Here is a 20,996-nt window from a genome sequence, read left to right on the forward strand (position 1 = left end):
ATAAAAACTCATTTATCCTTTAGTGGGAATATTGAAATGACTATCCCTGAAAAACCACGTAGCCGTTCGCAGAGATACCGTTTAACCGCACTTGGTCATGCTCTTAAGTAGAAGATAGCTTTATGTTTAATTTAGTCACAATGCGACCAAAACAGAGATAGTTACACAATCAGCTTACCAAGGGAGTGTGTAATGGGTAAATTCACTGCACAACAAAAACAAAATCGCTCGAATAGCAATGTTGGGATTATGCCTGATGCTCAGACATTGCCGGAGTGCGGTTAATGAATTGATGTGTGAACTACTCAGCGACAGCATAGCTTCTTTCTAGCTGATCACTGAGCTTCTAAGGCGGCTAAGCCGCCTTATCTAATTTGTTATGACTATGCGACACGCCACTTGTTATCTTGTTCTTCTAGATGCAATTCAGCCATTGTTGATTCAATTTCGGAGTCCGAAAGCATATTGAGCAGAAGACCTATTTGGCTGTCATCGTCATTGAACTCCGCAAACATAGCTCGAAGAGTAACGTCTGCGGTTCTCGGGATGACAGATTGCCCTTTTTCCCAACGAGCGACAGTTTGAGTGTCAACACCCAACAGATGACCAAGCGCTTTTTGAGACATATTGAGTTCAATACGAATGAACTTGAACTCTTGATGAGATATTGGTCTTACCTGAGATACAATATTTCGACCAATAAGAGCATGTAGCTCATAAAGGTTATCAATACTAACAAACTCTTCATCCTCTACTTTGTCGATAGTGAAACCATTTGCTAAATAAACATACGGTAGACCACTTTCTTTATAGTGATACATATTAGCCTCTTTACTTAACTATAACCGTAACAACAAATGCAGATGGATCGTCTTCGTGTCTCTTCAGCGAAACAACGACTTCTACGATTTCACCAGCAGCCATACCTTGAAGGTTACATTTCCAATCGCCTCTAGGTGTTTGATGGGGAGCTTCCGTTATTCTACTGTGCTTATTGCTAAGCACTTGGAATATTTGCATGCGAGTCACGCCACGTTGCTCCATGCGCTCTCGAGCATGTGAGCCAATAAAGACTCTAGCGGTATGATGACTTGCCAGTTCATTGATAAGTTTCTTGGCTGACGCTGAAGTCAGCGGAAACTCATCTATTCCCTCAAGTTTACTTTTTGATATACGGGAAACCTATCAATTTGATAGTTTAAATTATGAGGTACAACAAGATTAAACGCAAGATTTGATAAATAGTCATAACGATTATTAGGCAACATTTTGTCGTCTTTTATCCTTCGATGATGAGTTATCAACTCAATCGAATAAGTTTTGACCTTTCCTACTAAAATAACAAGGTCAAAGCAACCAAAGCTAAAGCAACGATTTGGAAAAAGAGGACTTTTGGGTCGGACGGTTATTTCGTTTGTTCTGTTGGAAATGCTAGTGCTGACACCGTGAGAAAATACATTGAAGATCAGGGCTAGGCGAACCTTCATGAAGGATAACCTTAGCACCTGACCACTGACAAAACTGGAAAATAAGCTCATGACTAAACCCGAGCCGCCTGTCCTCGCGCCTCATTGCCGGAACAGAGACACCATAATGGCGAGCCGCTTCGCAGATACTCACCGACATATAATCGATGCTTTACACCAAAAACCGTAAACGTCGGATTAAAATGTACCTAAGGACACGTTAATCAATTGGCATTGCATAAGACAACTCATGGATCAGCGCCCTGAATTGTGACTCTTTCTTCTCCGGAATTATCAGTTGATCTTTGCCAACTCGTTGACACCATTTACTCAACTGAGGGGTTGAGGCGATATTGTTTGCGGTTGTTTCTGAGTTGCATCTTAGCAATAACACTCGGCCGACCACTTTTACGGCTTGCTTATTTGCATCCAGCATTTTAAAGATATTTTCTATCTCCGTCGGTAGGTAGGGCTTTTCATCCCTAGCTTGGATAAACGCTTGTAATTCTTGTAAATCACCGCCGTTTTCGATGTATGCTAGCATCCTATTTTTCGATAATTGCCAAACATCATTAGCAAGCTCATCGGCGTAATTGATAAGAAAAACTCTCTCAATCGAGGTAGGAGGTTGCATAAAATGTATTCGCTTATTGGACAATAAAAGCACGGGGGTTTCGCTACTCGATGCTTCGCTGTGATCCTCAGTAAGGCCAAGTATATAAGCTCCGAGTTCGGTTAAACGTAGGTATTGCAGTCCATCATAAATAGATAAATAATCTAAATCGAAGTGTCCGATGCGGTTGTAATAGTCATTAGAAGCCTCTTCGGGGCGATAGTAGGCGATATCAACCAGACCCAAAGTCACGAAATACTCCATTATTAGACATCGGGTATGAACATTGCTTAACGACTCTTCGTCATAGATACGTCCATAATGCGCATCGCCAATGTATAAAAATGATGGTTCTTCAGTCACTAAGTAATAGTGTCCTTTCGCGGCCATCAATCTCAAAAAATCAGTAAAAGAAACCCACTCACCTACAGGACAAGCTTTCAGGGTTTCAGTGCACGCCTCTCTTCGACTGTCTGGCGTGGTAAAATACCGCTGACCTTTGCCTTTCTGCCCTTTGACCTCATTAATACGTGAGAATTCGTCGAACTGACTGTTCTGTTGCCAGTCCCAAAACAGTTGCTTCATGGCATCACTGTTTTTTTGTTGGAGCGTCGCGGTTTTCAGGTTAACGTTTAACTGGCCATGACTCTCCTTTATCCAAGAAGACGCCCTCAATACCTGCACCCAGCAAAACGCTTTTATTGTCTCTAATGATTCCCCAACACTTTCTGAATACGGTTCATTGAGTTGACTCGATAGTTTCTTCAAAAGCGCTTTTGATGGCATGCCTGTCTTTGCGCTTACTTTTAATTTTTTATCCTTTATAAGGTTAATCAAAGCATTCAGTTCACTCTCAGTTTGCTTCGAAGACTCTAACAGCATGATGTTTTCAGCGTCAAAAGAGGCAACCTCAATACTAAACTCAGGAGGCTTCGGGATAATTGGCATGAGGCATTTCAACAAATCCTCTGGGATGCGAATGGAGTTACCGTGTCTACGTTCAGGATAAATGATAATTTCCAAGTTCTTAAACCAGCATCTTCAAGTTAATTGGGTATAAGCATACCGATGATTAAATATCACGGTTCAAATCCAAATCAAGAAATAGCCGTAACGGAAAGAGTAGCAAGCGGATCAAAACCGAAGATGGGGAGTTCGAACTCGATACACCTCGTGATCGCAATGGCTCTTTCGAGCCTAAGCTCGTTAAAAAACACCAATCTCGATTTACATCTATGGACGATAAGATTCTGTGGCTCTATGCACAAGGCATGAGCACGCGTGACATCGTCAATGCCTTTGAGGAATGGTACGGTGCTGAGATTTCACCGAGTCTCGTTTCGCGAGTGACAAACGCCGTCATCGATGAAATTGTTGAGTGGCAGTCCCGTCCGCTTGATGCCCTTTACCCCATAGTATACCTTGACTGCATTGTGATTAAGGTGCGTCAAGATAAACGTATTATCAACAAATCCATCTTCCTTGCCCTTGGAATTAATACTGATGGGCAAAAAGAATTGATGGGCATGTGGATAGCAGAAAACGAAGGTGCAAAGTTTTGGCTTAATGTTTTGACGGAGCTTAACCAACGTGGCGTTGAGGATATACTTATAGCTTGCGTGGATGGCCTCAAAGGTTTTCCTGATGCTATCAATACCGTGTTCCCTGAAACACATATTCAGCTATGCATCGTTCACATGGTACGTAACTCTCTGAAATACGTCTCTTGGAAAGACTATAAAGCCGTCACGGCTGACTTGAAGCGAGTATACCGTTCTGCAACAGAAGACGAAGCGTTACTTGAATTAGAGCGTTTTGGTGAAACCTGGGACGCCCAGTACCCTCAAATAACCAAGTCTTGGCGCAATCACTGGCAAAACTTGAATACGCTATTTAACTACCCGCAAGATATTCGAAAAGCAATTTACACAACCAATGCGATTGAATCACTCAACAGCGTGATACGTAAGGCTTTGAAGAAGCGTAAAATCTTCCCAAATGATGAAGCGGCAACTAAGATGGTTTATCTAGCGATTAAAGATGCCAGTAAAAAATGGACGATGCCCATTCAAAACTGGCGTCAGGCGATGAGTCGATTTATCATCGAGTTCGAAGATCGTGTCGAGAAGCACATAAACTAAATGTCAGTTACACAGAATCTGTTACAGCCTCATCTCTCGTGTAGACAGTAGCTTATCCTTCAAAAGGGAGCTGTTTAATCGGGTACTAACAGCGTACTATCTTGGTAACAATGACTTTCATTTGCGGAATATTGGCTTACTTTTGCCCGAGAAAGGCTATGCACAGCTAGCCCCTATTTATGATTATGTATCTATAGCCCCGTACCCAGACTACATTGCCAATGAAGCTTCATTAGCATTGCCGCTATTAGCCAGCGAAGAAGGCGATAATGGGAATACCAGCGACTATACATCGCATTGTACCTATACAGGCTATGATTTCCTCACGTTTGCGAACAATATTGGAATTCGCCCCAAACTAGCTAAAAAGTTGATTGAGCAGCTTTGTGCGCGGGCGGATGAAATTAAAGATATCTACAGAAATAGTTTTATGCCCGAAGCGGATATCATGAAGGTGATTAAATGGATTGATAGTCGTCATAATGACTTAAATCAATTTGAACACGTGGACATTATGTGACAGAACTCGCTTATTGAAACGTAAAGCGCTCCTCCAAATAACGAATAAAGTTTCGTTTTCTTTTCATATGCTCTTTTAACTGCCGGACAAATCGGGACCAGTTGAGTTCATGTTGCGTTTTATCAACGCAGGCCATTATTTTAAATCTAGCGATCATTTTTACCGCTTCAAGGTAGGCGCTGTTATTTGTCTCTTCTACCTTATTCGTAATGGCTGTGTGATACAGTGTACAGGCGACATCATAGTGTTTTGAAGGCAGACTATCGGCGACGCTTACACCTAAGTAAGCACTCACGGCTTGGTGACGCGCCCACATCAATAGGATATCGATCCGCTGGTAGTTCAGAGCCGTTTCCACCAATAACGGTACGTCTGTATGAGAATGAGAGCGTGAATTGGTGCGTCGCAACAGTAACTCAATTACATCAGATTGTTGCTGCTCCTTGAGCTTTCCTTTGGTAGGCATCAGGGCTTGTAGCGGTTTTAGTGTTTCTGCGCTAGGGCGTTTTTCAAACTGTTGCCAGCGGATCTGCCAAGCTTTTTTATCTTGTCCCTGTACCGTTGCGAGCTGACATGCAAAGTTAATCAGTGAGGTATGCTCTGGGTTTTGCACCGCTTCACCCGCTTGGGTTAAGCAGTGCTGAGCTTGTGCGTATTGCTCAAGCCTGAGGTGATATTTTCCTAAGTTTAGCCAATCGTGCCAATCGAGCTCCATTTTGAGCTGCCATTCAATGGCTTTTTGCCACTGTTCTTGTGTCGCTGCCTTATGGCTGTAGTGGCGACAAATTTCGCTCGCCGTAGATGATGGTAAAGCTTCAAAGAGTGCATCCGAATGAAGGGCTTGCTCAAGGGCCATACCGAGGGCTGGCACGTTATTGTCTAAGATCTTTAAGAATGAATCACTGATATCAATTGGTGCTTCAATGATTGGGATGATGAACGCGAGTTTATCGGTGAGCGCGGCACTGCTTGCCATAAGGGAGTCTAACAAGTGCTGTAAAAATAGCGCTAAGGTGGGGGTGTAGTCACCGCTAGTGGAATCAACGTAGTCGATACAAACGGTGTTGAGGCGCTTGATCCCATGCCAAGCCACAGGGTAGCACTCATCATCAGACAAGGCAGCAAGTGCCTGATCAAGTGCGTGGTATTTATCATCTAAGGCCTCAAAATAGGCACCGGCTTCATCGTAGTCCCAGGCATTATCATAGGGTAAGGCGTCATCAATCAAATCCGTGACTTGTCTGGCGGTGAGTGACTCATTTTGCGTTTCAACGTAACAGCGGTACTGCAGAGCCTCAAACAGTGTTGAGTTGTCCTCAAGTTGTGCGTGGAACATCTTAAGTAACTGCTCTTTTTCAAGCGAAGCAAGCCAACGGTGCACCTCGCGTTCATCAGGCAGAGTCAGACCGTTTTGCACCAGTGGTGCCTGCGCTGCGGTGTATTGCCCCCAGTACACTAGCAAGGTGGCGACGGCATGCTTACAGATGGGCTGGTAAGAGGCTGCAAGGCACGTACATTTGATGTGCTCGCCGATGATCGAGACATCGTAAAGGTTTTCACCTTGTACCTGTGCGGTAATGCGCCCATTATGGTGACGACAGTGGTAGACCTGTTCATATTTGGCCAGTCGCTCACCACGCTCAAAGGTCGCAATACCTGCCCACTCTCGCAGTTCTCCAAGATTCACAATGTTCTTCCTTTTATCGAGTTGTTAGACCTATTGAGGAGACTTCACCCAAACAAAACTCCCGCCACAGTAACACCCTGTGCCACCCTATGTATATCAAGCTATATTGAGCACATATTTTGTACTTCGACCACCAGCATCAGTCCTCTTTAGACACCCTATTTCTACCAAATAAGCAAGGTGCCGAGTGGCGGTTGGCTTGCTGACCTTTGCGACCTTATGGTACTGACTGGTATTTATCCCCTCAGGAAAATCACCATCTAATAGTCGATTAAGTACTTTGGTTTGTTCAGATGAGAGCTTTGACTGTTCAACTTTCCTCCAGTAATTGGTTTTCTGTATAGTCAGATCAATCTCATTTAAGACATCAGCGAACGTTTCATTGAGGACCTTACAAAACCACACTATCCACTCAGTGATATCAAGGTCACCTTTCTGGGTTTGTTCGAGTGTTTCATAATAGCTTTTGCGATTAGCCATGATCCCCACAGACATGGCATAAAAACGAACCGATTGCTTATCGGCCTGGGCCAATGCCAAATCGGTCAGAAGGCGAGTGATACGCCCATTGCCATCATCAAGCGGATGCAAGGTAACAAACCAAAGATGCGTGATGGCAGCCCTTAATAGAGGGTCTACAAGGGCATCCGTTCTAGACATGTTATACCATTCTGCTTAATTAGTTGGTCAGATTAATCCACTGTCTTGTGCACATGTTTGTAACTCGTTCTGGTAGGGCTAAGAAGTCATTCCATGCCTTACTTACGCAATCTACGATGTCATTGAAACCAGTAAATGTTTTATTCGCCAAGTGATGCTGCCTCATCCAACTCCACACTTGCTCTATAGGGTTCAACTCTGGTGCATATGGTGGAATTTTGAGAATCGAAACATTCTCTAAATTGTCTGCTAACTCTTCCGTGTGCCACCCTGCACCATCCATAACCACTAACGCGTGCCTGCCAGATAACGTTGCTTTCGAGACTTGCTCTAGATGCAATTGCATGACTTCTTTATTGGCACACGGAACAACGAGAGCTTCACCAATCCCTCGACTAGGGCATACGGAACCAAATAGGTAACTGTATTCAAATTGTTTTTGCTGGATGGCTTCTGGCCTTGTTCCTTTCGTCGCCCATAATTTGGTCGTTGTGTTCTGTTGACCAAATCGAGCTTCGTCTTGAAACCAAACATCGACAGTATTCAAAGCAACATGGCCGGGGATCTTAAAGATCGTTTCGATTTGGAATTTTTTTAAAATCTTCTTGGGTTTGCTTGGATTGCTTAGGATGCTTTGAGCGTGAGGTTATCCATGAAAAGCCGAGCTTTTTCAGTAGTACATAGACGGAATCAAGGTGATACGTTTTGCCAAAATGATCTTCGATATAACTACGGACATCCATGCCAGTCAGGCGACCACCTGATGGTTTGACGGAATTTTCATTAATAAATATGGATAACTGCTGCTTTTGCGCAGATGAAAGATAAGAACGTCGACCTGTTCTAGGTTTATCTTTTAGACCTTCAAATCCTTGCTCAAGAAAAGTGGCGACCCACTTATTAACACTTGTTCGGCTCACTTTAAGAAACTTGGCAGTTTGTGTTCGTGAGTGACCATCTTGTATGTGAGAAAGTGCAAGTAAACGCATCTTCATTTGATTCGACTTTTGTTTACGGGCAAGTGATTTAAAGTCAGTATTTCTTAAGTCATTCATATCGGTTAAGTGAGCTATATTCGAATGATATAATTAGATCATATTTTTAGGCAGAATGGTATTAAACCATTCTACGAATTGACCCAATTCCTTTTCCAGCACCGTTCGTGGTGGTGCTTCAAAATGGACATTCGGTCTATCAATACGTCCTGACACGACTTGCATCGGCGCATCTCCTCGCCACTTTCCGCCTACCACGGGATTGAACAACGCATACCCACTCGGAAACAGTTTCTCATGCCAATATAATATACGCTCTAACGTCAGAGGCTCTTCTAGACGCTCGATAGTATCTAACATGATGTCCGCGAGTCCATCGGTTTGCTCAGTGGTTGGAAACGGTTTTTCTTCCGACACCCCCAACTTATTCGCGAGTGAGGAGCGAACCGAAAACGCATTCAATTTTTCACCTTCAATCGCACTTGAATGAACGATGTTGGCTAACAAGGTATCGAGCATACTTTGTTTATGGTCGAGCGACTGAGTCGACATCTTTCCCAGCAATACTCCCTGGTTCAACCTGCTCTCACGCAAAATAGGTTCGATACGCTCCCTATCCCATTGAAAATCAGGCCAATCCAATTGTTCCCATATCCACATATCTGACTCTCTGATTCGTTTATACACTCTATTCTAATCACATTATGATTAGAATAAAGTGTAGTTTCAAATCAAAAGTCAACACTAGCCCATATAGCAAGCCTTAAACGTAAACTGAGACACTTTTTTAACAGATCAACCGTCTCAAAAAGGATCTCGATTACATGGTGACTAGGTAAGCAATTGATTTAGATGAATTAAACATGCAGTTTCGAGGATCAGAGCAAAAGTTAGGGGTATTCGAAGGGATTCTAGAAACTCACATAAGACACTGATTATAAATAATTTTTATGGCAATCCCAAACTGAGGTGAGACACTTTTTGCTCCGAAATCGTCGTTTTGAGACAGTTTCACTCGCAGTTCAAAAACCTCAGTGATTCGAATCCACCAGATAATCTAATCACAATATGATTCGAATAGGCTTCATAATCACATCATCACACCGCTCAATACTTTCCGATCTACTGTCATAGAAATTACAGTAACTCTATTTACATTAGGTTTACTCAACACAGATAAATAGAAAAAGTCACACTACACGGATGCTGCTCCCTCATTTAAATCAATCTAAAATCTGGGGTCAATTGAGACCAATGCTTTCTAAGTGCGATTTTATGTTCATCCAGCATGGGTAATGTTTCGAGCGTATCAGGCCAATAGCTTCGAGCTCTCTCAAGAACATCCAAAAGATGGGGCTTGATCGCAACCCAAGGAGCACCCGTTTTTTCAGCCCATAACTTGAAGTCATCCAAAGAAATATCAAACCAATTCTTGGTGCCTGATAAGTTAAGGGCAAGGCTATCACCAACGATATAAGGAGATGTAAATACCACATCATAAAGTGGTGATAAAGTTGCAGATCTCTGATCAGAGTATATCAGCGTCCAGTTTTTCAAATGCGCATCGCCATTTCCCAACAATATATTGATGAGAAGTCTTCTGGCGAATTGCTGAATGTTCTTCAACCGTTGATCGCTGTATTGATACACTATCTTACCCACTTGCTCGTAATTGACGCGTTGGTATTTATCTGCAGGATACAAACCGAGTACCTGAGCAAAATCCTCGGTGTGGATACGCCCAATGTCACTCCGATCAAAACGTTTTATCCCATACGCGTATTGCTCATCAGGTAACTTGATACTCGGCATCCCCTCCAGTTCTTTCATTTCAATCAATCGAACCTCTGGTATCTCAGCTCCCACCATTTCAGCGAGTTTCATACAGCTAAATTCGTTCAGCGGAACGCCACGGTGGACAGATGAGGGTGTTTTGATGATCCACATATCCCCAGAAAACTCTTTATCAATGTGGTAACGTCCATCTCTAAATGATGACGAAAACTTCATCTGTACCCCAGCAAGAGAAAACTTACTATTTGTATGTCTCACATTGATCTGTTGAGGCGCAGTAGATAATCGTTGCTCTAATGCCCATTTCGGAACGTCACCTGCATTTATTGGCGTTGCAATAATCGCACCAGGTAAATTCGCCCCCATATAAGCTAAGATCGTAAATTCATTATTGATATGACACTGAAGTGCCCTAGCAGTAAGCTCTCTCAATGCCCCTTCTGGGAGTAGATTCGATAACACTGGGGGGATTTTATCTGTTCGAATTTGTGATTTACTCAGATAATCAGGGTCAAATAATTGCCTAAGAGTAAATACCTGACGCGCCTGCGGAGATATCGCTATGAAGTCAGGGTCGAAGGTAAGGATGTTTTTCCCACCCGCATAATGCGCGATGACACCCACACGATTGCCGTGTAAATAAATAGCAAGGCCTTCCACTTTCTCTAGTGGTTTGTTCATACCTCGTCCTCAGAGTTAAACCAAAAGCTAAGATCATCAGAGTCGTCTTTTAACTCATCGTTCTTTGCATGGTTGCCAGTAGACTCGGTAAGGGTAGAAGTGACCTTTTTACTCCTTGGGACAATCGAAAGTTCTAAATCTAGTCCTTCTAAAACCCTCAGTAAGGTCGACAATCTAACGTCACTACCAGATTCGATGCGCTGATACTGTTGCTGCTTCATACCGATGCGCATATACATGTCTTTTTGTTCAATTCCCAACGTTTTACGTTGTGCAACAAGCAGCTCAGCTATGTCATCAATCGTCTTCATCCAACCCTCAAACAGCCTAATTATTGTACATTAAATCATTAACAGCATATTAGTTGTTTATTTAAACACTTACAACTCTTCAGTTGTTAATTTGCATCAATACAACTTTTAAGTTGTTTATAATGAAAGAGCCACTTTCGCACTGTACTCAATCTTGAAGGGTTTACCGGGACTTTACACTGAAATTTTGTCGTATCAGAAATTCAATTAGATAAGCAGGTCAATTGTTCACTATAGCTGTAAGTTAATTAACAAATGCCTAGGGCGTTAAAACTTGCTTACGGTAAAACACGTTGGAGATGGTTTAGACAATTCAAGAACATTCGTAGAGCTCTCAATTGGAAGCAAAGCTGAGGCCACCCAACTGTTTTTGTGAGGCTTAAAGTGCTTGTTAATTTTTCCCATTCAACTTTTTGATGACGTCTGTCATTCTATAAAGTGCCGAGCAGATTTTTACCATGAACTTTTAGAGACTGATTTTGTCGCTTAGATGTGCTATTTGTATCTATCTGAAATTAAGATCGCTCAATCTACTCGTTCTGCATTTAAAGGATACGCCATGACCCCAGGCCTTAAAAGAATAATCACAGTCAACAGCAAACCTCATGGGCACCTACTCAGCGAATTCGACTTTAACGGCGCCACACGAGTCACCGGCTCAAATGGTGCGGGAAAAACAAGTCTACTCAAGCTCATTCCGTTCTTCTTTGGAGCCGATAGAAAAAGTATTATTGGGGGAGCCGAGCGGGTGAAGTGAAATAAAGAAGCGGGTGAAGTGAAATAAAGAGTGGTGTTTCATTTAATGCGCTTTAGTAATTAATCTTTGCTCGCTCAGGCGAACCAGTCAGATAAATGTGGGCGCACATCTTGTGTTGCCAAAAATTGGCTAGTACATTGCCGTCGTCAAAATCTGGTACCAATATTAATATCAGCCACGCAATAAACACTACTTGCACCACCATCAAGGATCTTTCCTCAATATTGACACACAAACCCATGACACTCTCCCTTGAAAAGCTCTATAGATATCATGCCTGTTTATTTGCACAGTTCAGAGTCATACTTAAATCTGTTATCACAAATGAGAACATACATATTGACGTTATCATTTTTGGATACTAATATGTCGTTATCACTTATGTATAAATCATCCGATGAAGTTACTTGGCAGAGATAAACTAGAGAAGTACATCAAAAAACATGCTGACGCCAAGAAGCCGTTACTTGCATGGCAGAATGCTGTTCTCCATGCGGAATGGGAGAACACCCATGATGTCAAGGAGCGCTTCTCTAGCGCAGATTTTCTGGGCCAGAGCGATAACAGGGTCATCTTTAATATAAAAGGTAATCACCACAGGCTTGTTGTAAAAGTGCGCTATGGTAAAAATGGGATGGTTGTTGTTGAATGGGTTGAAACTCATGCTGAATACAGCAAAAAGAAATTCAATTAAGGGTCTATTATGAGCTTTTTCAAGGTAATAAAAAATGATTCAGACCATCAAGCGGCATTATCACGTCTAATGGACCTGATGAATCATGACTATACCGAAGGCACAACAGGGTCTGATGAACTTGAAGTATTAGGAGTTCTAATTGAACAATATGAATCAAACACATTTCCAATTGAACTGCCTACACCACTAGAAGCCGTAAAGTTTGAAATGGATCAAAGAGAACTGAGCCGTAAAGATATGCAAGCATACTTTGGGCCTGCATCTCGAGTATCAGAAATATTAAATGGCAAACGCGCAATGAGCGCTGAAATGCTACGTAAACTGCATCATGGTCTGGGTATTTCTGGAGAAGTCTTACTTCAAGAGCAATCGGAATTAAATCTGAGCCAACCAGAAATTCAATATGCGAAGTTCCCATTACGCCAAATGTCAGATAATGGTTACTTTACTGACAGCAAGCATCATGTATCAAGTGCTTTAAAAGACCTAAAAGAGTACGCGGAAGATTTAGTAAAACCACTACTTGATAGTTTTGGTGTTATTCCTGAGAGAGCACTTTTAAAAACAGCTGTTCATGGCAACTCAGCTAAAGCAATGGATCCAAACGCGCTATCTGCTTGGTTTGCTATTGTCCATAAAAAATCGCTCGATGAAAGACTAGAGTGTAAATATGAAAAATCCCTACTAACTGATGATTTTATGAAGCAACTGGCTTCACTATCAACTCTTAACAATGGTGCTCCATTAGCAAAAGAAAAGCTCAATAATATAGGTATTCATCTAGTAATAGAGAAGCACCTTCCAAAGACCTATCTTGATGGTGCAGCTTTTATGTCGAAAAACAACCATCCAATAATTGCTTTAACACTTCGATACGACAGAGAAGATAACTTCTGGTTTACCTTAATGCACGAGCTGTATCACGTTAAACTGCACCTGAACAAAGACGAGGTATTTTATGATGATACCGAACAGCATGCTTTGGAATTAGACAGCATGGAGAAAGAAGCTGATGATTCAGCCAGAGAAACGCTTATTCCTTCGAGCTTATGGAGAGAAATAAAACCAGCTTTAGTGTCTCCTGCACACGTTCAGTATCAAGCAAAGCTAGCTAATAGATCACCTTCAATTTTGGCTGGAAGATTCCGGAAAGAAGATGGCAACTACAGGACATTCGCAAGATTGATTGGGCAGGGAGAGGTAAGAAAGCACTTTAAATTCACATAAAAGTAAAAAACCCCATCCTTAAAAGGACAGGGTTATTAACGTCTTAGTTCATGTTGACGCATAAACAAAGACATAACATCAACGAGAGAACCCGAAGTTGCTATAATTTACAAGCAATAAAATTATAGACCTTTTGCTCATATTGAACAAGGCATTATGCCCGGGTGGCCTCTCATAATAAAAATAGAGGTGCCATTATGGCTACTACAACATGTCAGCACTGCGGCAATATTTGCAGTATTATCTTTCGTCGTTCGCGCACTGTGAATGGGAAAACAATCTACTCTAAAGGGCGACCTTTTCCTATTCCAATCTGTGATTGCCAAAAGAAATAACAAGCAACCTAGTCCCTAGCGTAAGTTAGGGGCTTAATTTCAGCCCCCAACACATGCCGTTCATATTTTGGAAATTGCAATATTGCACCATAACCATACTCAAGCATGGCTCGTATCTTCTCATCAAGAATAAGAGCGGGTGTATCATTCATTATTTATCCAAATCTGTGCTATCGCACTGCAAGCAAAGAGCATGAGACATTACTCAAAGAAAGCGGGACGAAAGCCGATGCTACTGTCCGAGCTCAAGCGCGAAGCGTTGAAGTGAAGCGCCCCAAGCCCTGCACTAGACGCGTAGGCCCAGTAGCCACCGCGAATCGGAAGACGCTCGCCATAATTTCGCATGTACAACGCCCCCAAGTCTTGAGGTTTAGCGGAAAACTCAATGAGGAGACGCCGCAACAGTAAGTTTGGTGTGTAAGAATTTGATAGCGTGACATCTGCAATCAATTTATGACGAGATGCTCCAGAATTACTGCTATCACCAGCAACACCATCTCTAATAGTAACTTTATCGGAAAGCGTTATATCAGCAACAGCATCAAGAAATGCCTCCTGTGATATCCAATTCGCCTCATCTACTGAAGGGTCATTATCTGCCGTCGATATTATTAGACCATCGACTAGCTTAAGCTGATCTACCCACTCCAAAACATTGCCGACCAAGTCGCATATTCCAGCGACAGTCCCGTCGTGATTCCATGAAGAGGGACCTGAACCTGTATTGCTTCTCCCTATGCCAGTATTGGTCCCGGGAGTTTCACCGTCCCCACGAATGGCGGTTTCAAAGTGTTCTTCATGAGATTGTCCGTAATGCGTATTCCCTCTCGGGACTGAGTTGTTAGCTATAGACCATAATGCTGCAGCTGCCCATTCATGACCCGACGTTAAATGCCAGCCGGAGCCTTTATCAGTGCATGCTTTTTTTGCGGTATCATAATCAACATAAGTCCACGGCTGTACGTCGGGAATGACAGAGCAAGTACCACCAGTTCCGTGACTAGCAATATACTTGGCATACCAAAATCGCTTGATAGGCTTGCCATTTACAATAAATGCAGGGTGTAATCCAGTGCCAAGATCTAAATCCGCTCCTGTTCTAGTTTTGATTGCAGCTGATATTGATCTGCTCCAGTCAGACTGGACACCGCATTAAGCGACATATTGTGTTTCAAAGTTAACTGGGCTTACATACCCAAGAGCACTGTGCCTTCTTGTTCGATTATAATCAACTTCGATATATTCAAAAAGTGCTTGGCGCATCTCTTCTCGCGTCATTATCGGCTCGTATTGGACGGCTTCTACTTTCATTGAGTGGAAAAAGCTTTCAACACATGCGTTATCCCAGCAATTCCCCTTCCTACTCATACTTTGTTTTAGATTATGAGCTGAGATTAAGTCTCTGTAGTCTTTTGAACAATATTGACTACCTCTATCACTATGGATAATCACCCCTTCGGGCATGCCTCTACGGAACAATGCCATTGATAGCGCATCACAGACCAGATTCGCGGTCATTCTGGTGCCCATTGACCAACCAACTACTTGCCGTGAGTACAAGTCGATAACAACCGCTAAATACATCCAACCTTCGCTTGTCGCTAGATAGGTAATATCTCCAGCCCATTTTTGGTTTGGTGCTGTCGCATTAAAGTCTTGCTCAAGCAAGTTCGAGGCAATAGGAAGCCTATGCTTACTGTCTGTTGTACATTTGAACTTACGGGCGGCCTTCGCGATTAAGCTCTGACGTTTCATGCTCGCGGCAATGGTTTTTACATCGTGCTTATTACCATTTGCCTCAAGTTCTTTTTGAATACGCCTTGCACCATCGCGTTCTTTTTTATCATCAAAGACTTCTCTAACTTTGCTATCAAGCTGCTTTCGGTGCTCGTTGCGTTGAGTGACTTTATGGCGATTATCAATCCAATAATAAAACCCACTTCGAGAAACCCCAAACACCTTAACCATACGGACAACTCTATACTGCATAAGGTGTTCGAGCATAAACTCATAACAATCTACTTTAGATTTTTCGCGAAGTAGGTGGCGGCCTTTTTTACAATATCTAGCTCTTCAGTTTGCTCAGCCAGTAATCGTTTGAGTTTGGCATTTTCAGTGGCGAGTTCTCTTTCTCTATCGCTGATTTTCGCGTCTTTTTTGACGGCTTTACGCCATCCATAGATTTGAGATTCATGTAACGATAGTTGTCGTGCGGCAGCAGCGACACCGACTTTATCTGCTAATTTAAGCGCTTCGGCTTTGAATTCAAGAGCATGTTTGATTCGTGTTTTTTTAGTTGTCATTGTTCACCTCGTTAGTGATTATACTCACTTAACTCAGTGTCCAAAACTTCTGGAGCAGATCAAAATTCAGGTCTATGAAGCTTCTGGACAGAAGCTTTTTCTAATTTAGTAAGTGATGCATTATCTCAGATATGGGGGATACATCAGAAGAGCACGACCTTAGAGGCTAAGTTCATTAGTCACTGATGAGAAGTGAAAAAGCCCACCAGCAGGACTTTTGTTGCAAGTTGCCACATATGATGCAATGCGCTACAATTGGTATCAACAAACAAATGACCATCGACCAAGGTAATACATATGGCTACTACAAGCGTTAGACTTGATGAGAGCCTAGTAGATAGAGCTGCAACCATTGGAACAGCTTTAAATCGAACGACCCCCAAGCAAATTGAGCATTGGGCGAAAATAGGCAAGATCATGGAGGATAACCCTGACTTAACCTACGAGTTCGTACTGCAGGCAATCATCGCTAAAGCCGAATTAGAGCACGGGAATACGACCTCTTATGAATTTAGCGAAAGTAACAAAGATTGAGCAAACTACGACATTTGCCAAGACCGTAAAAAAGCTACACAAAAACCAGAAACAAGATCTAGATAAAGCAGTGAAAGAGGTTATAGAAAACCCTTTTATTGGCGTGATGAAGAAAGGCGATTTGTCTTTTCTTAGGGTGCACAAGTTTAAGATGAACAAGCAGCTCACCTTGCTTGGGTACAACTACGATGAAGACGGGACGTTAGTCCTGACCTTATTGGCGTTGGGCAGTCATGAAAACTTTTATCGAGATGCATCCAGAACATTTAGATAACCAAAGCCTCGCCAAACGCGAGGCTTTTTTGTGCCCCTCAAACACCTACAAACTGATCGAAAAAGAGCTTAAGGTTAGCTAACGCTGAAGGAAAGGTGGAATCTACTCCCGTGATACATCACGGGGATTAACAGCATGAGAAGAGTGGATAAGTTTTAGTATGGTAAAAACCCATGAACAGGGTGTGAATGAGTAAAAGGTCTAGCCAATAATGGAGCACTTTCGAGTTAGAGACTGCCATCGCTTGATAATCGACGATCAAAGCGCTCCACAGCTAAGACTCGCATATCGTTGGCGACCAAAAGGTCGCAGTGAGCGGTGGGTAACTCCCCTATCGGCAACTTAATGATGTGAGTGGTAGGTGTTAGCCCTTTAGGAATATTCCAACAACCGTTATGCCAAAGCAGCGCGGTCTTTTCTTGCTGACCCGCAATCGAGATTCGAAAGTCGTCCTGTTCATCAATCATGCCCAACGGTGCATCCGAGAGATAACCTTTCAAAACCGCTTCTACCTCATCATCAGTCAGCGGTTTAGCATCAATGATCGTATGGTCAGGGATGGGCTCATCTTCTGGCAATAAAGTGATCGCTCCTACTGCGTCTCGTCCCACCTTTGCTAACAGATCGAAGGGTTGTGTGGTCGAGGCTTGGTGACGCGCCACAATTCTATCGCGTACTGCTGGGTTGTCAGGTAAGAGGTTGTCAAAAAAGTTGAAAACTTCATCACCCTCAAAGCGGTCGCTTCGCAATGGTAACGACAGAGAGATTGGGCGACGACCTCGTTGTGTCAACCACGTCTCACTGTAGACAAACGAATGAGCACCATTACTCGCCTTACTTAACGTGCCAACGCGCAGACCGTTCATCAAAACAGTCAGGTTGCTCACCATTCCAAGTCCTCACCACTCAGGTTGGATTCAGAGGTAGCCCCTTTAGGAAGAATGTGCACCTCAAGGCCCAGTGAGTTCAGTAACTTGAATACGGTTTCTATAGAGGTAGTGTCCTGTTTATTTTCAAACTCGGACACAGTGGCCTGGCGCATACCAACCTTGGCGGCCGCTTCACCTTGCGACACGCATTGCATTTTTCGCTGTTCCCGAACAAATGAAGCGAGCGCCTTAGGACTATTGACGTACATATCCTTTCCTATACTGACTTGCGTATAAAACATAGTTTATACTCTAGTCAGTATATACCCTTTAATATACTAACTAGAGTATAAGTGCCCTTTACACTGGCTTTGTTGCTTAAATTGATGGAACTAAATCTAGAAGCTACGATCTGATCAGCTACACCCATCAATCGTCGTAGCCTCATACCTAAACCTCGTTACAAAACAACTAACTGGAAGCAGTACAACAAAGCCTTAATCAATTGTGGTTCTCTGACCTTTTGGATTGATGAGAAAACGATAGCTGAGTGGAAACAAAACAAACAAGGCAAGCGTGGTAGACCTTGCCGATTCAGCGACTTAGCCATTACTACCGCACTGATGGTGAAACGCATTTTCTCTATGCCATTGAGAGCGCTACAAGGTTTCCTAGAATCTGTATTTAAGCTGGCTAACATCCCGCTTGTTTGCCCGCACTGCACCTGTATAAGCCGCCGAGCTAAGGACGTTGAGGTTTCATTTAAAACCAACACCAGAGGAGTAATACAACATCTAGCCATTGATGCCACTGCCTCAAGGTTTATGACGAGGATGAATGGAAGGTCAAGAAGCATGCTACTGATGGGAAGCGCAGGGTCTGGCGTAAACTGCATATTGCAGTAGATACCCGCGCTCACGAAATAGTCGCAGCAGGGCTGAGTTTATCTAACGTAACCGATGCCGAAGTGCTCCCCAACTGACTCAAGCAGACGCGTCGTAAAATAATTGAAATATCAGGTGATGGTGCTTATGGCACAAGGAATTGTCATGATGCGATACGGATTAAGCGAGCGGTTGCGCTTATCCCACCACGAGAAGGGGCTGCATTCTGGGAGACACCCTCGCAATTTAGCAGTAGCTTGTCAAAAGCTCTACGGCTCCAACAAGAAGTGGAAAAAACGGTATGGCTATCACAAGCGCTCACTATCAGTGACAGCAATGTACCGAGTAAAACCATTGCTAGGTGGGAAATTAAACCTAAGAAATTACAATGCTCAGGTTGTGATCAAAGCGCTGAACAAGCTTACAGGGCTTGGTATGCCTGAAACTCAGTATGTTGTTTAAGAGTTCGATATGTGACCTTTGGCAAACATACTCTTTGTCTATCAGGTTTGCAAACTGTTCAGGAGTGTCAGAACTCCCCCTTTTACACTGTGCTTTTTAATTCTGTCCATTTTGACTCAGTATAGCCTTAGACTCACTTTGGTTGTTTCAACACTTTTATATTTGCCGCCGCAAGATAGTCTTCACGAAATATTGCAGATTCCAACATTTTCTCAGGCACCTTTAAACGCAGCACCGTTCCTGAACGAATCACCACTTTACTGACGGGGCTGTTGATAAAGGTGATATCACCCTTTTTTAGAGTTATACCTGCACCCAATATAGGCGTATTATTCACTCTCATTCCTTTGACTGTATCATAACCGAATACGGTCAAGCTTCTACCAAGGTGTGACAGGGTTTCTTTGAACTCAACTTCAACTAGCTTCTGTCTGGATTTTACGATCTTTTTCAAGTGCTCAACTTTGTCTTTGACTGAGGACGAAAAGACCCATTCTTTTATAATAGGCTCCCACTTTCCCCCTAATCGTAAACACTCTTTGTAGGTGAGCGCATTCTTTTTTCCAGCTTTCAGCGTACAGATCTCTATCGAGTCTTGCTCTGAGAGCGGAAGGGTAAGCCTGAACACTGCGTCATGAGCAAAGTGGACATACCTATCTGTGATCTCTTCGACATGAAGCCTGTGCTTACCTGCCGTTAGGTCCCTACTGAAATCATCGATGATAATGCGACAATGACTTCTACCGTCAACTCTGCATCGAAAGTACCCTTCGCCTTCTTCAAGAACTTCGAAATCACGCATCAGGTTGGATCCACATTGTCTGTAGGCCCGGTATGTGAATGGCCAAAATGTTTGACCTCTTCATCACTGAGTTCCTCTACATCAACGTGACTTTTACTCAACATCGCTTGTATGCGACTCCCTAAAGGACCATCAAACGCCCGTCCCTCAGAGATGAGTTTATCCACCTTCTGATCGTGTTTGGACTCATTAGAGGCATGCACGTACTGGTTGGTCTCGCGTTGTTTCTCTTCAAGTCTAATATCCATGTCATCGAAGATCACATCCCTAAACCACTGAATGTATTTACGATTAAACTCTTTTTCAAAGTATTTCTCGGAAAGGCTTTTGACTTCCCGCATTTTATGTTTTTTGACAAATCGCTCTACACGATCCAACTCAGCCGTAGGAACCGGCGAATGGAAAAGGCGTTGCCTAGCTTGATACATTACCTCTTTGGTCGGGGAGTTAGCCAACTGCCTTAGCCGAACCAATGATGGTGGCCACTCTCGATCTTCATCTAAACGTTCGAGCAGATTATCATGCAGACGTACGCAAGCATCAGGAGTCAATTCGGTGGCAAAGCGCATAAAATGCTTGTCTGGCTCCTCCCCAAAATAATGCTTCATCTTTGAGTCAAACGCTTGCAACAGCATTGACCAGATGCGTAATATCTGCTCGCTTTGACCACGCCTATGGTATTCATCAAAGATCCTTTGAGCGTTAGGGTTCGATAAACCTCGACGGTTAGAAGGATTATATTTAAATTCTGTCGTTCTGTTTCGATTTGCTGCTGGTGAATTCTGGTTACGAATGCCATAACTCGTCGCATTCGACTCTCTCACCTTTCCAACCGAGGATTGCTTAGACTGCTTTCCAACATTAGTTAAATGCTCTTCAAAGGACGTACCTATAACGTCACTCACTTTTTTTATTTTATCGCGGTCATTATTATTCATCGTGAATCACTTAGTAATATCTAAAGTACAAAAAGTTAGCGTGAAC

Annotated in this window: 22 protein-coding genes and 5 pseudogenes; 10 read left to right on the forward strand and 17 right to left on the reverse strand. The window is 42.9% G+C overall.

Going from position 1 to position 20,996, the window contains the following annotated elements; all coding sequences use genetic code 11:
• The first annotated feature begins 36 nt into the window (after window positions 1-36).
• Complete coding sequence (locus OCU56_RS17540) at window positions 37-111, forward strand: Fic family protein (protein WP_390904885.1); 75 nt, start codon at window positions 37-39, stop codon at window positions 109-111.
• Window positions 112-383: 272 nt separating this feature from the next.
• Here OCU56_RS17540 and OCU56_RS15490 read toward each other — a convergent pair whose 3' ends face one another.
• Together OCU56_RS15490 and OCU56_RS15495 are read right to left on the reverse strand one after the other, a co-directional pair.
• The gene (locus OCU56_RS15490; RefSeq protein ID WP_261874863.1) at window positions 384-821 is read right to left on the reverse strand and encodes a helix-turn-helix domain-containing protein; all 438 of its coding nucleotides are present in this window, start codon (window positions 819-821) and stop codon (window positions 384-386) included.
• A 10-nt stretch (window positions 822-831) separates the two neighbouring features.
• Window positions 832-1,044, reverse strand: a complete 213-nt coding sequence (locus OCU56_RS15495) for a DUF4258 domain-containing protein (RefSeq protein ID WP_261874864.1) — start codon at window positions 1,042-1,044, stop codon at window positions 832-834.
• A 329-nt stretch (window positions 1,045-1,373) separates the two neighbouring features.
• Here OCU56_RS15495 and OCU56_RS15500 point away from each other — a divergent pair, with 329 nt between their 5' ends.
• Entirely contained in the window at window positions 1,374-1,475 is a 102-nt protein-coding gene (locus OCU56_RS15500) for a transposase (RefSeq protein WP_261875584.1), read from the forward strand.
• A 211-nt stretch (window positions 1,476-1,686) separates the two neighbouring features.
• Here OCU56_RS15500 and OCU56_RS15505 read toward each other — a convergent pair whose 3' ends face one another.
• Entirely contained in the window at window positions 1,687-3,102 is a 1,416-nt protein-coding gene (locus tag OCU56_RS15505; protein ID WP_261874865.1) for a hypothetical protein, read from the reverse strand.
• Window positions 3,103-3,182: 80 nt separating this feature from the next.
• Between OCU56_RS15505 and OCU56_RS15510 the strand changes: the two are divergent.
• Both OCU56_RS15510 and OCU56_RS15515 read left to right on the forward strand, forming a co-directional pair.
• Window positions 3,183-4,220: pseudogene (locus OCU56_RS15510) on the forward strand (IS256 family transposase); the annotation flags it as partial.
• A 70-nt stretch (window positions 4,221-4,290) separates the two neighbouring features.
• On the forward strand, window positions 4,291-4,740 hold the full coding sequence (locus OCU56_RS15515; RefSeq protein WP_261875585.1) for a HipA domain-containing protein: 450 nt from the start codon (window positions 4,291-4,293) through the stop codon (window positions 4,738-4,740).
• 10 nt (window positions 4,741-4,750) lie between these two features.
• Here OCU56_RS15515 and OCU56_RS15520 read toward each other — a convergent pair whose 3' ends face one another.
• From OCU56_RS15520 to OCU56_RS15545, 6 genes and pseudogenes are all read right to left on the reverse strand, one after another.
• Window positions 4,751-6,427, reverse strand: coding sequence for an SWIM zinc finger family protein (locus OCU56_RS15520; RefSeq protein ID WP_261874866.1), 1,677 nt, complete (start codon window positions 6,425-6,427; stop codon window positions 4,751-4,753).
• 96 nt (window positions 6,428-6,523) lie between these two features.
• Window positions 6,524-7,099: pseudogene (locus OCU56_RS15525) on the reverse strand (Fic family protein); the annotation flags it as partial.
• 7 nt (window positions 7,100-7,106) lie between these two features.
• Window positions 7,107-8,142, reverse strand: a protein-coding gene (locus OCU56_RS15530; protein ID WP_261873529.1) for an IS630 family transposase whose coding sequence is annotated in 2 segments (ribosomal slippage) — window positions 7,107-7,682 and window positions 7,684-8,142 — 1,035 coding nt in all. Because the reading frame shifts where the segments join, the coding sequence is not laid out codon by codon here.
• A 57-nt stretch (window positions 8,143-8,199) separates the two neighbouring features.
• A pseudogene (locus tag OCU56_RS15535) lies at window positions 8,200-8,742 on the reverse strand (DUF4172 domain-containing protein); the annotation flags it as partial.
• A 558-nt stretch (window positions 8,743-9,300) separates the two neighbouring features.
• Window positions 9,301-10,557 (reverse strand): type II toxin-antitoxin system HipA family toxin, encoded by a 1,257-nt coding sequence (locus tag OCU56_RS15540; RefSeq protein WP_261874867.1) that lies wholly within the window; start codon window positions 10,555-10,557, stop codon window positions 9,301-9,303.
• Window positions 10,554-10,868 carry a helix-turn-helix domain-containing protein gene (locus OCU56_RS15545; protein WP_261874868.1) on the reverse strand — a complete coding sequence of 105 codons (315 nt, stop codon included), beginning with the start codon at window positions 10,866-10,868 and terminating at the stop codon, window positions 10,554-10,556. Before OCU56_RS15545 ends, OCU56_RS15540 begins: the two co-directional genes overlap by 4 nt.
• Window positions 10,869-11,427: 559 nt before the next feature.
• Between OCU56_RS15545 and OCU56_RS17545 the strand changes: the two genes are divergently transcribed.
• The 3 genes from OCU56_RS17545 to OCU56_RS15555 all read left to right on the forward strand — a co-directional run bounded on the left by OCU56_RS17545 (window position 11,428) and on the right by OCU56_RS15555 (window position 13,549).
• Entirely contained in the window at window positions 11,428-11,625 is a 198-nt protein-coding gene (locus OCU56_RS17545; protein WP_390904869.1) for an ATP-binding protein, read from the forward strand.
• Between the two features lie 397 nt (window positions 11,626-12,022).
• Window positions 12,023-12,319 carry a type II toxin-antitoxin system HigB family toxin gene (locus OCU56_RS15550; protein ID WP_261874869.1) on the forward strand — a complete coding sequence of 99 codons (297 nt, stop codon included), beginning with the start codon at window positions 12,023-12,025 and terminating at the stop codon, window positions 12,317-12,319.
• Between the two features lie 9 nt (window positions 12,320-12,328).
• Complete coding sequence (locus tag OCU56_RS15555; protein ID WP_261874870.1) at window positions 12,329-13,549, forward strand: ImmA/IrrE family metallo-endopeptidase; 1,221 nt, start codon at window positions 12,329-12,331, stop codon at window positions 13,547-13,549.
• A gap of 343 nt (window positions 13,550-13,892) precedes the next feature.
• Here OCU56_RS15555 and OCU56_RS15560 read toward each other — a convergent pair whose 3' ends face one another.
• The 4 genes and pseudogenes from OCU56_RS15560 to OCU56_RS15570 all read right to left on the reverse strand — a co-directional run bounded on the left by OCU56_RS15560 (window position 13,893) and on the right by OCU56_RS15570 (window position 16,187).
• Window positions 13,893-14,036, reverse strand: a complete 144-nt coding sequence (locus OCU56_RS15560) for a four helix bundle protein (RefSeq protein ID WP_261874871.1) — start codon at window positions 14,034-14,036, stop codon at window positions 13,893-13,895.
• A 49-nt stretch (window positions 14,037-14,085) separates the two neighbouring features.
• Window positions 14,086-14,550: a hypothetical protein gene (locus OCU56_RS15565; protein ID WP_261874872.1), complete on the reverse strand. Its 465-nt coding sequence runs from the start codon at window positions 14,548-14,550 to the stop codon at window positions 14,086-14,088.
• 30 nt (window positions 14,551-14,580) lie between these two features.
• A pseudogene (locus OCU56_RS17550) lies at window positions 14,581-15,006 on the reverse strand (SUMF1/EgtB/PvdO family nonheme iron enzyme); the annotation flags it as partial.
• 30 nt (window positions 15,007-15,036) lie between these two features.
• Window positions 15,037-16,187 (reverse strand): IS3 family transposase gene (locus OCU56_RS15570; protein WP_261874873.1). Its coding sequence is split into 2 segments (ribosomal slippage): window positions 15,037-15,944 and window positions 15,944-16,187, totalling 1,152 coding nucleotides; the frame shifts between segments, so codons are not numbered across the junction.
• A gap of 297 nt (window positions 16,188-16,484) precedes the next feature.
• Between OCU56_RS15570 and OCU56_RS15575 the strand changes: the two genes are divergently transcribed.
• Window positions 16,485-16,721, forward strand: a complete 237-nt coding sequence (locus OCU56_RS15575; RefSeq protein WP_017100443.1) for a TA system antitoxin ParD family protein — start codon at window positions 16,485-16,487, stop codon at window positions 16,719-16,721.
• Entirely contained in the window at window positions 16,693-16,995 is a 303-nt protein-coding gene (locus tag OCU56_RS15580) for a type II toxin-antitoxin system RelE/ParE family toxin (protein WP_261874874.1), read from the forward strand. The genes OCU56_RS15575 and OCU56_RS15580 overlap by 29 nt, the downstream gene beginning before the upstream one ends.
• A gap of 227 nt (window positions 16,996-17,222) precedes the next feature.
• Here the strand turns inward: OCU56_RS15580 and OCU56_RS15585 are convergent, their stop codons facing one another.
• Together OCU56_RS15585 and OCU56_RS15590 are read right to left on the reverse strand one after the other, a co-directional pair.
• Window positions 17,223-17,885 carry a HipA N-terminal domain-containing protein gene (locus OCU56_RS15585; RefSeq protein WP_315973184.1) on the reverse strand — a complete coding sequence of 221 codons (663 nt, stop codon included), beginning with the start codon at window positions 17,883-17,885 and terminating at the stop codon, window positions 17,223-17,225.
• Window positions 17,879-18,133 carry a helix-turn-helix domain-containing protein gene (locus OCU56_RS15590; RefSeq protein ID WP_261874875.1) on the reverse strand — a complete coding sequence of 85 codons (255 nt, stop codon included), beginning with the start codon at window positions 18,131-18,133 and terminating at the stop codon, window positions 17,879-17,881. The genes OCU56_RS15585 and OCU56_RS15590 overlap by 7 nt, the downstream gene beginning before the upstream one ends.
• Window positions 18,134-18,310: 177 nt before the next feature.
• On the opposite strand from OCU56_RS15590, the pseudogene OCU56_RS15595 reads away from it, so the two are divergent.
• Window positions 18,311-19,210, forward strand: a pseudogene (locus OCU56_RS15595) (IS5 family transposase).
• 133 nt (window positions 19,211-19,343) lie between these two features.
• Here the strand turns inward: OCU56_RS15595 and OCU56_RS15600 are convergent.
• Both OCU56_RS15600 and OCU56_RS15605 read right to left on the reverse strand, forming a co-directional pair.
• Entirely contained in the window at window positions 19,344-20,012 is a 669-nt protein-coding gene (locus OCU56_RS15600; protein ID WP_261874876.1) for a hypothetical protein, read from the reverse strand.
• Window positions 20,012-20,950, reverse strand: a complete 939-nt coding sequence (locus OCU56_RS15605; RefSeq protein ID WP_261874877.1) for a hypothetical protein — start codon at window positions 20,948-20,950, stop codon at window positions 20,012-20,014. Before OCU56_RS15605 ends, OCU56_RS15600 begins: the two co-directional genes overlap by 1 nt.
• Window positions 20,951-20,996 lie beyond the last annotated feature (46 nt).

Source organism: Vibrio rarus (genome assembly GCF_024347075.1).
Taxonomy (GTDB): domain Bacteria; phylum Pseudomonadota; class Gammaproteobacteria; order Enterobacterales; family Vibrionaceae; genus Vibrio; species Vibrio rarus.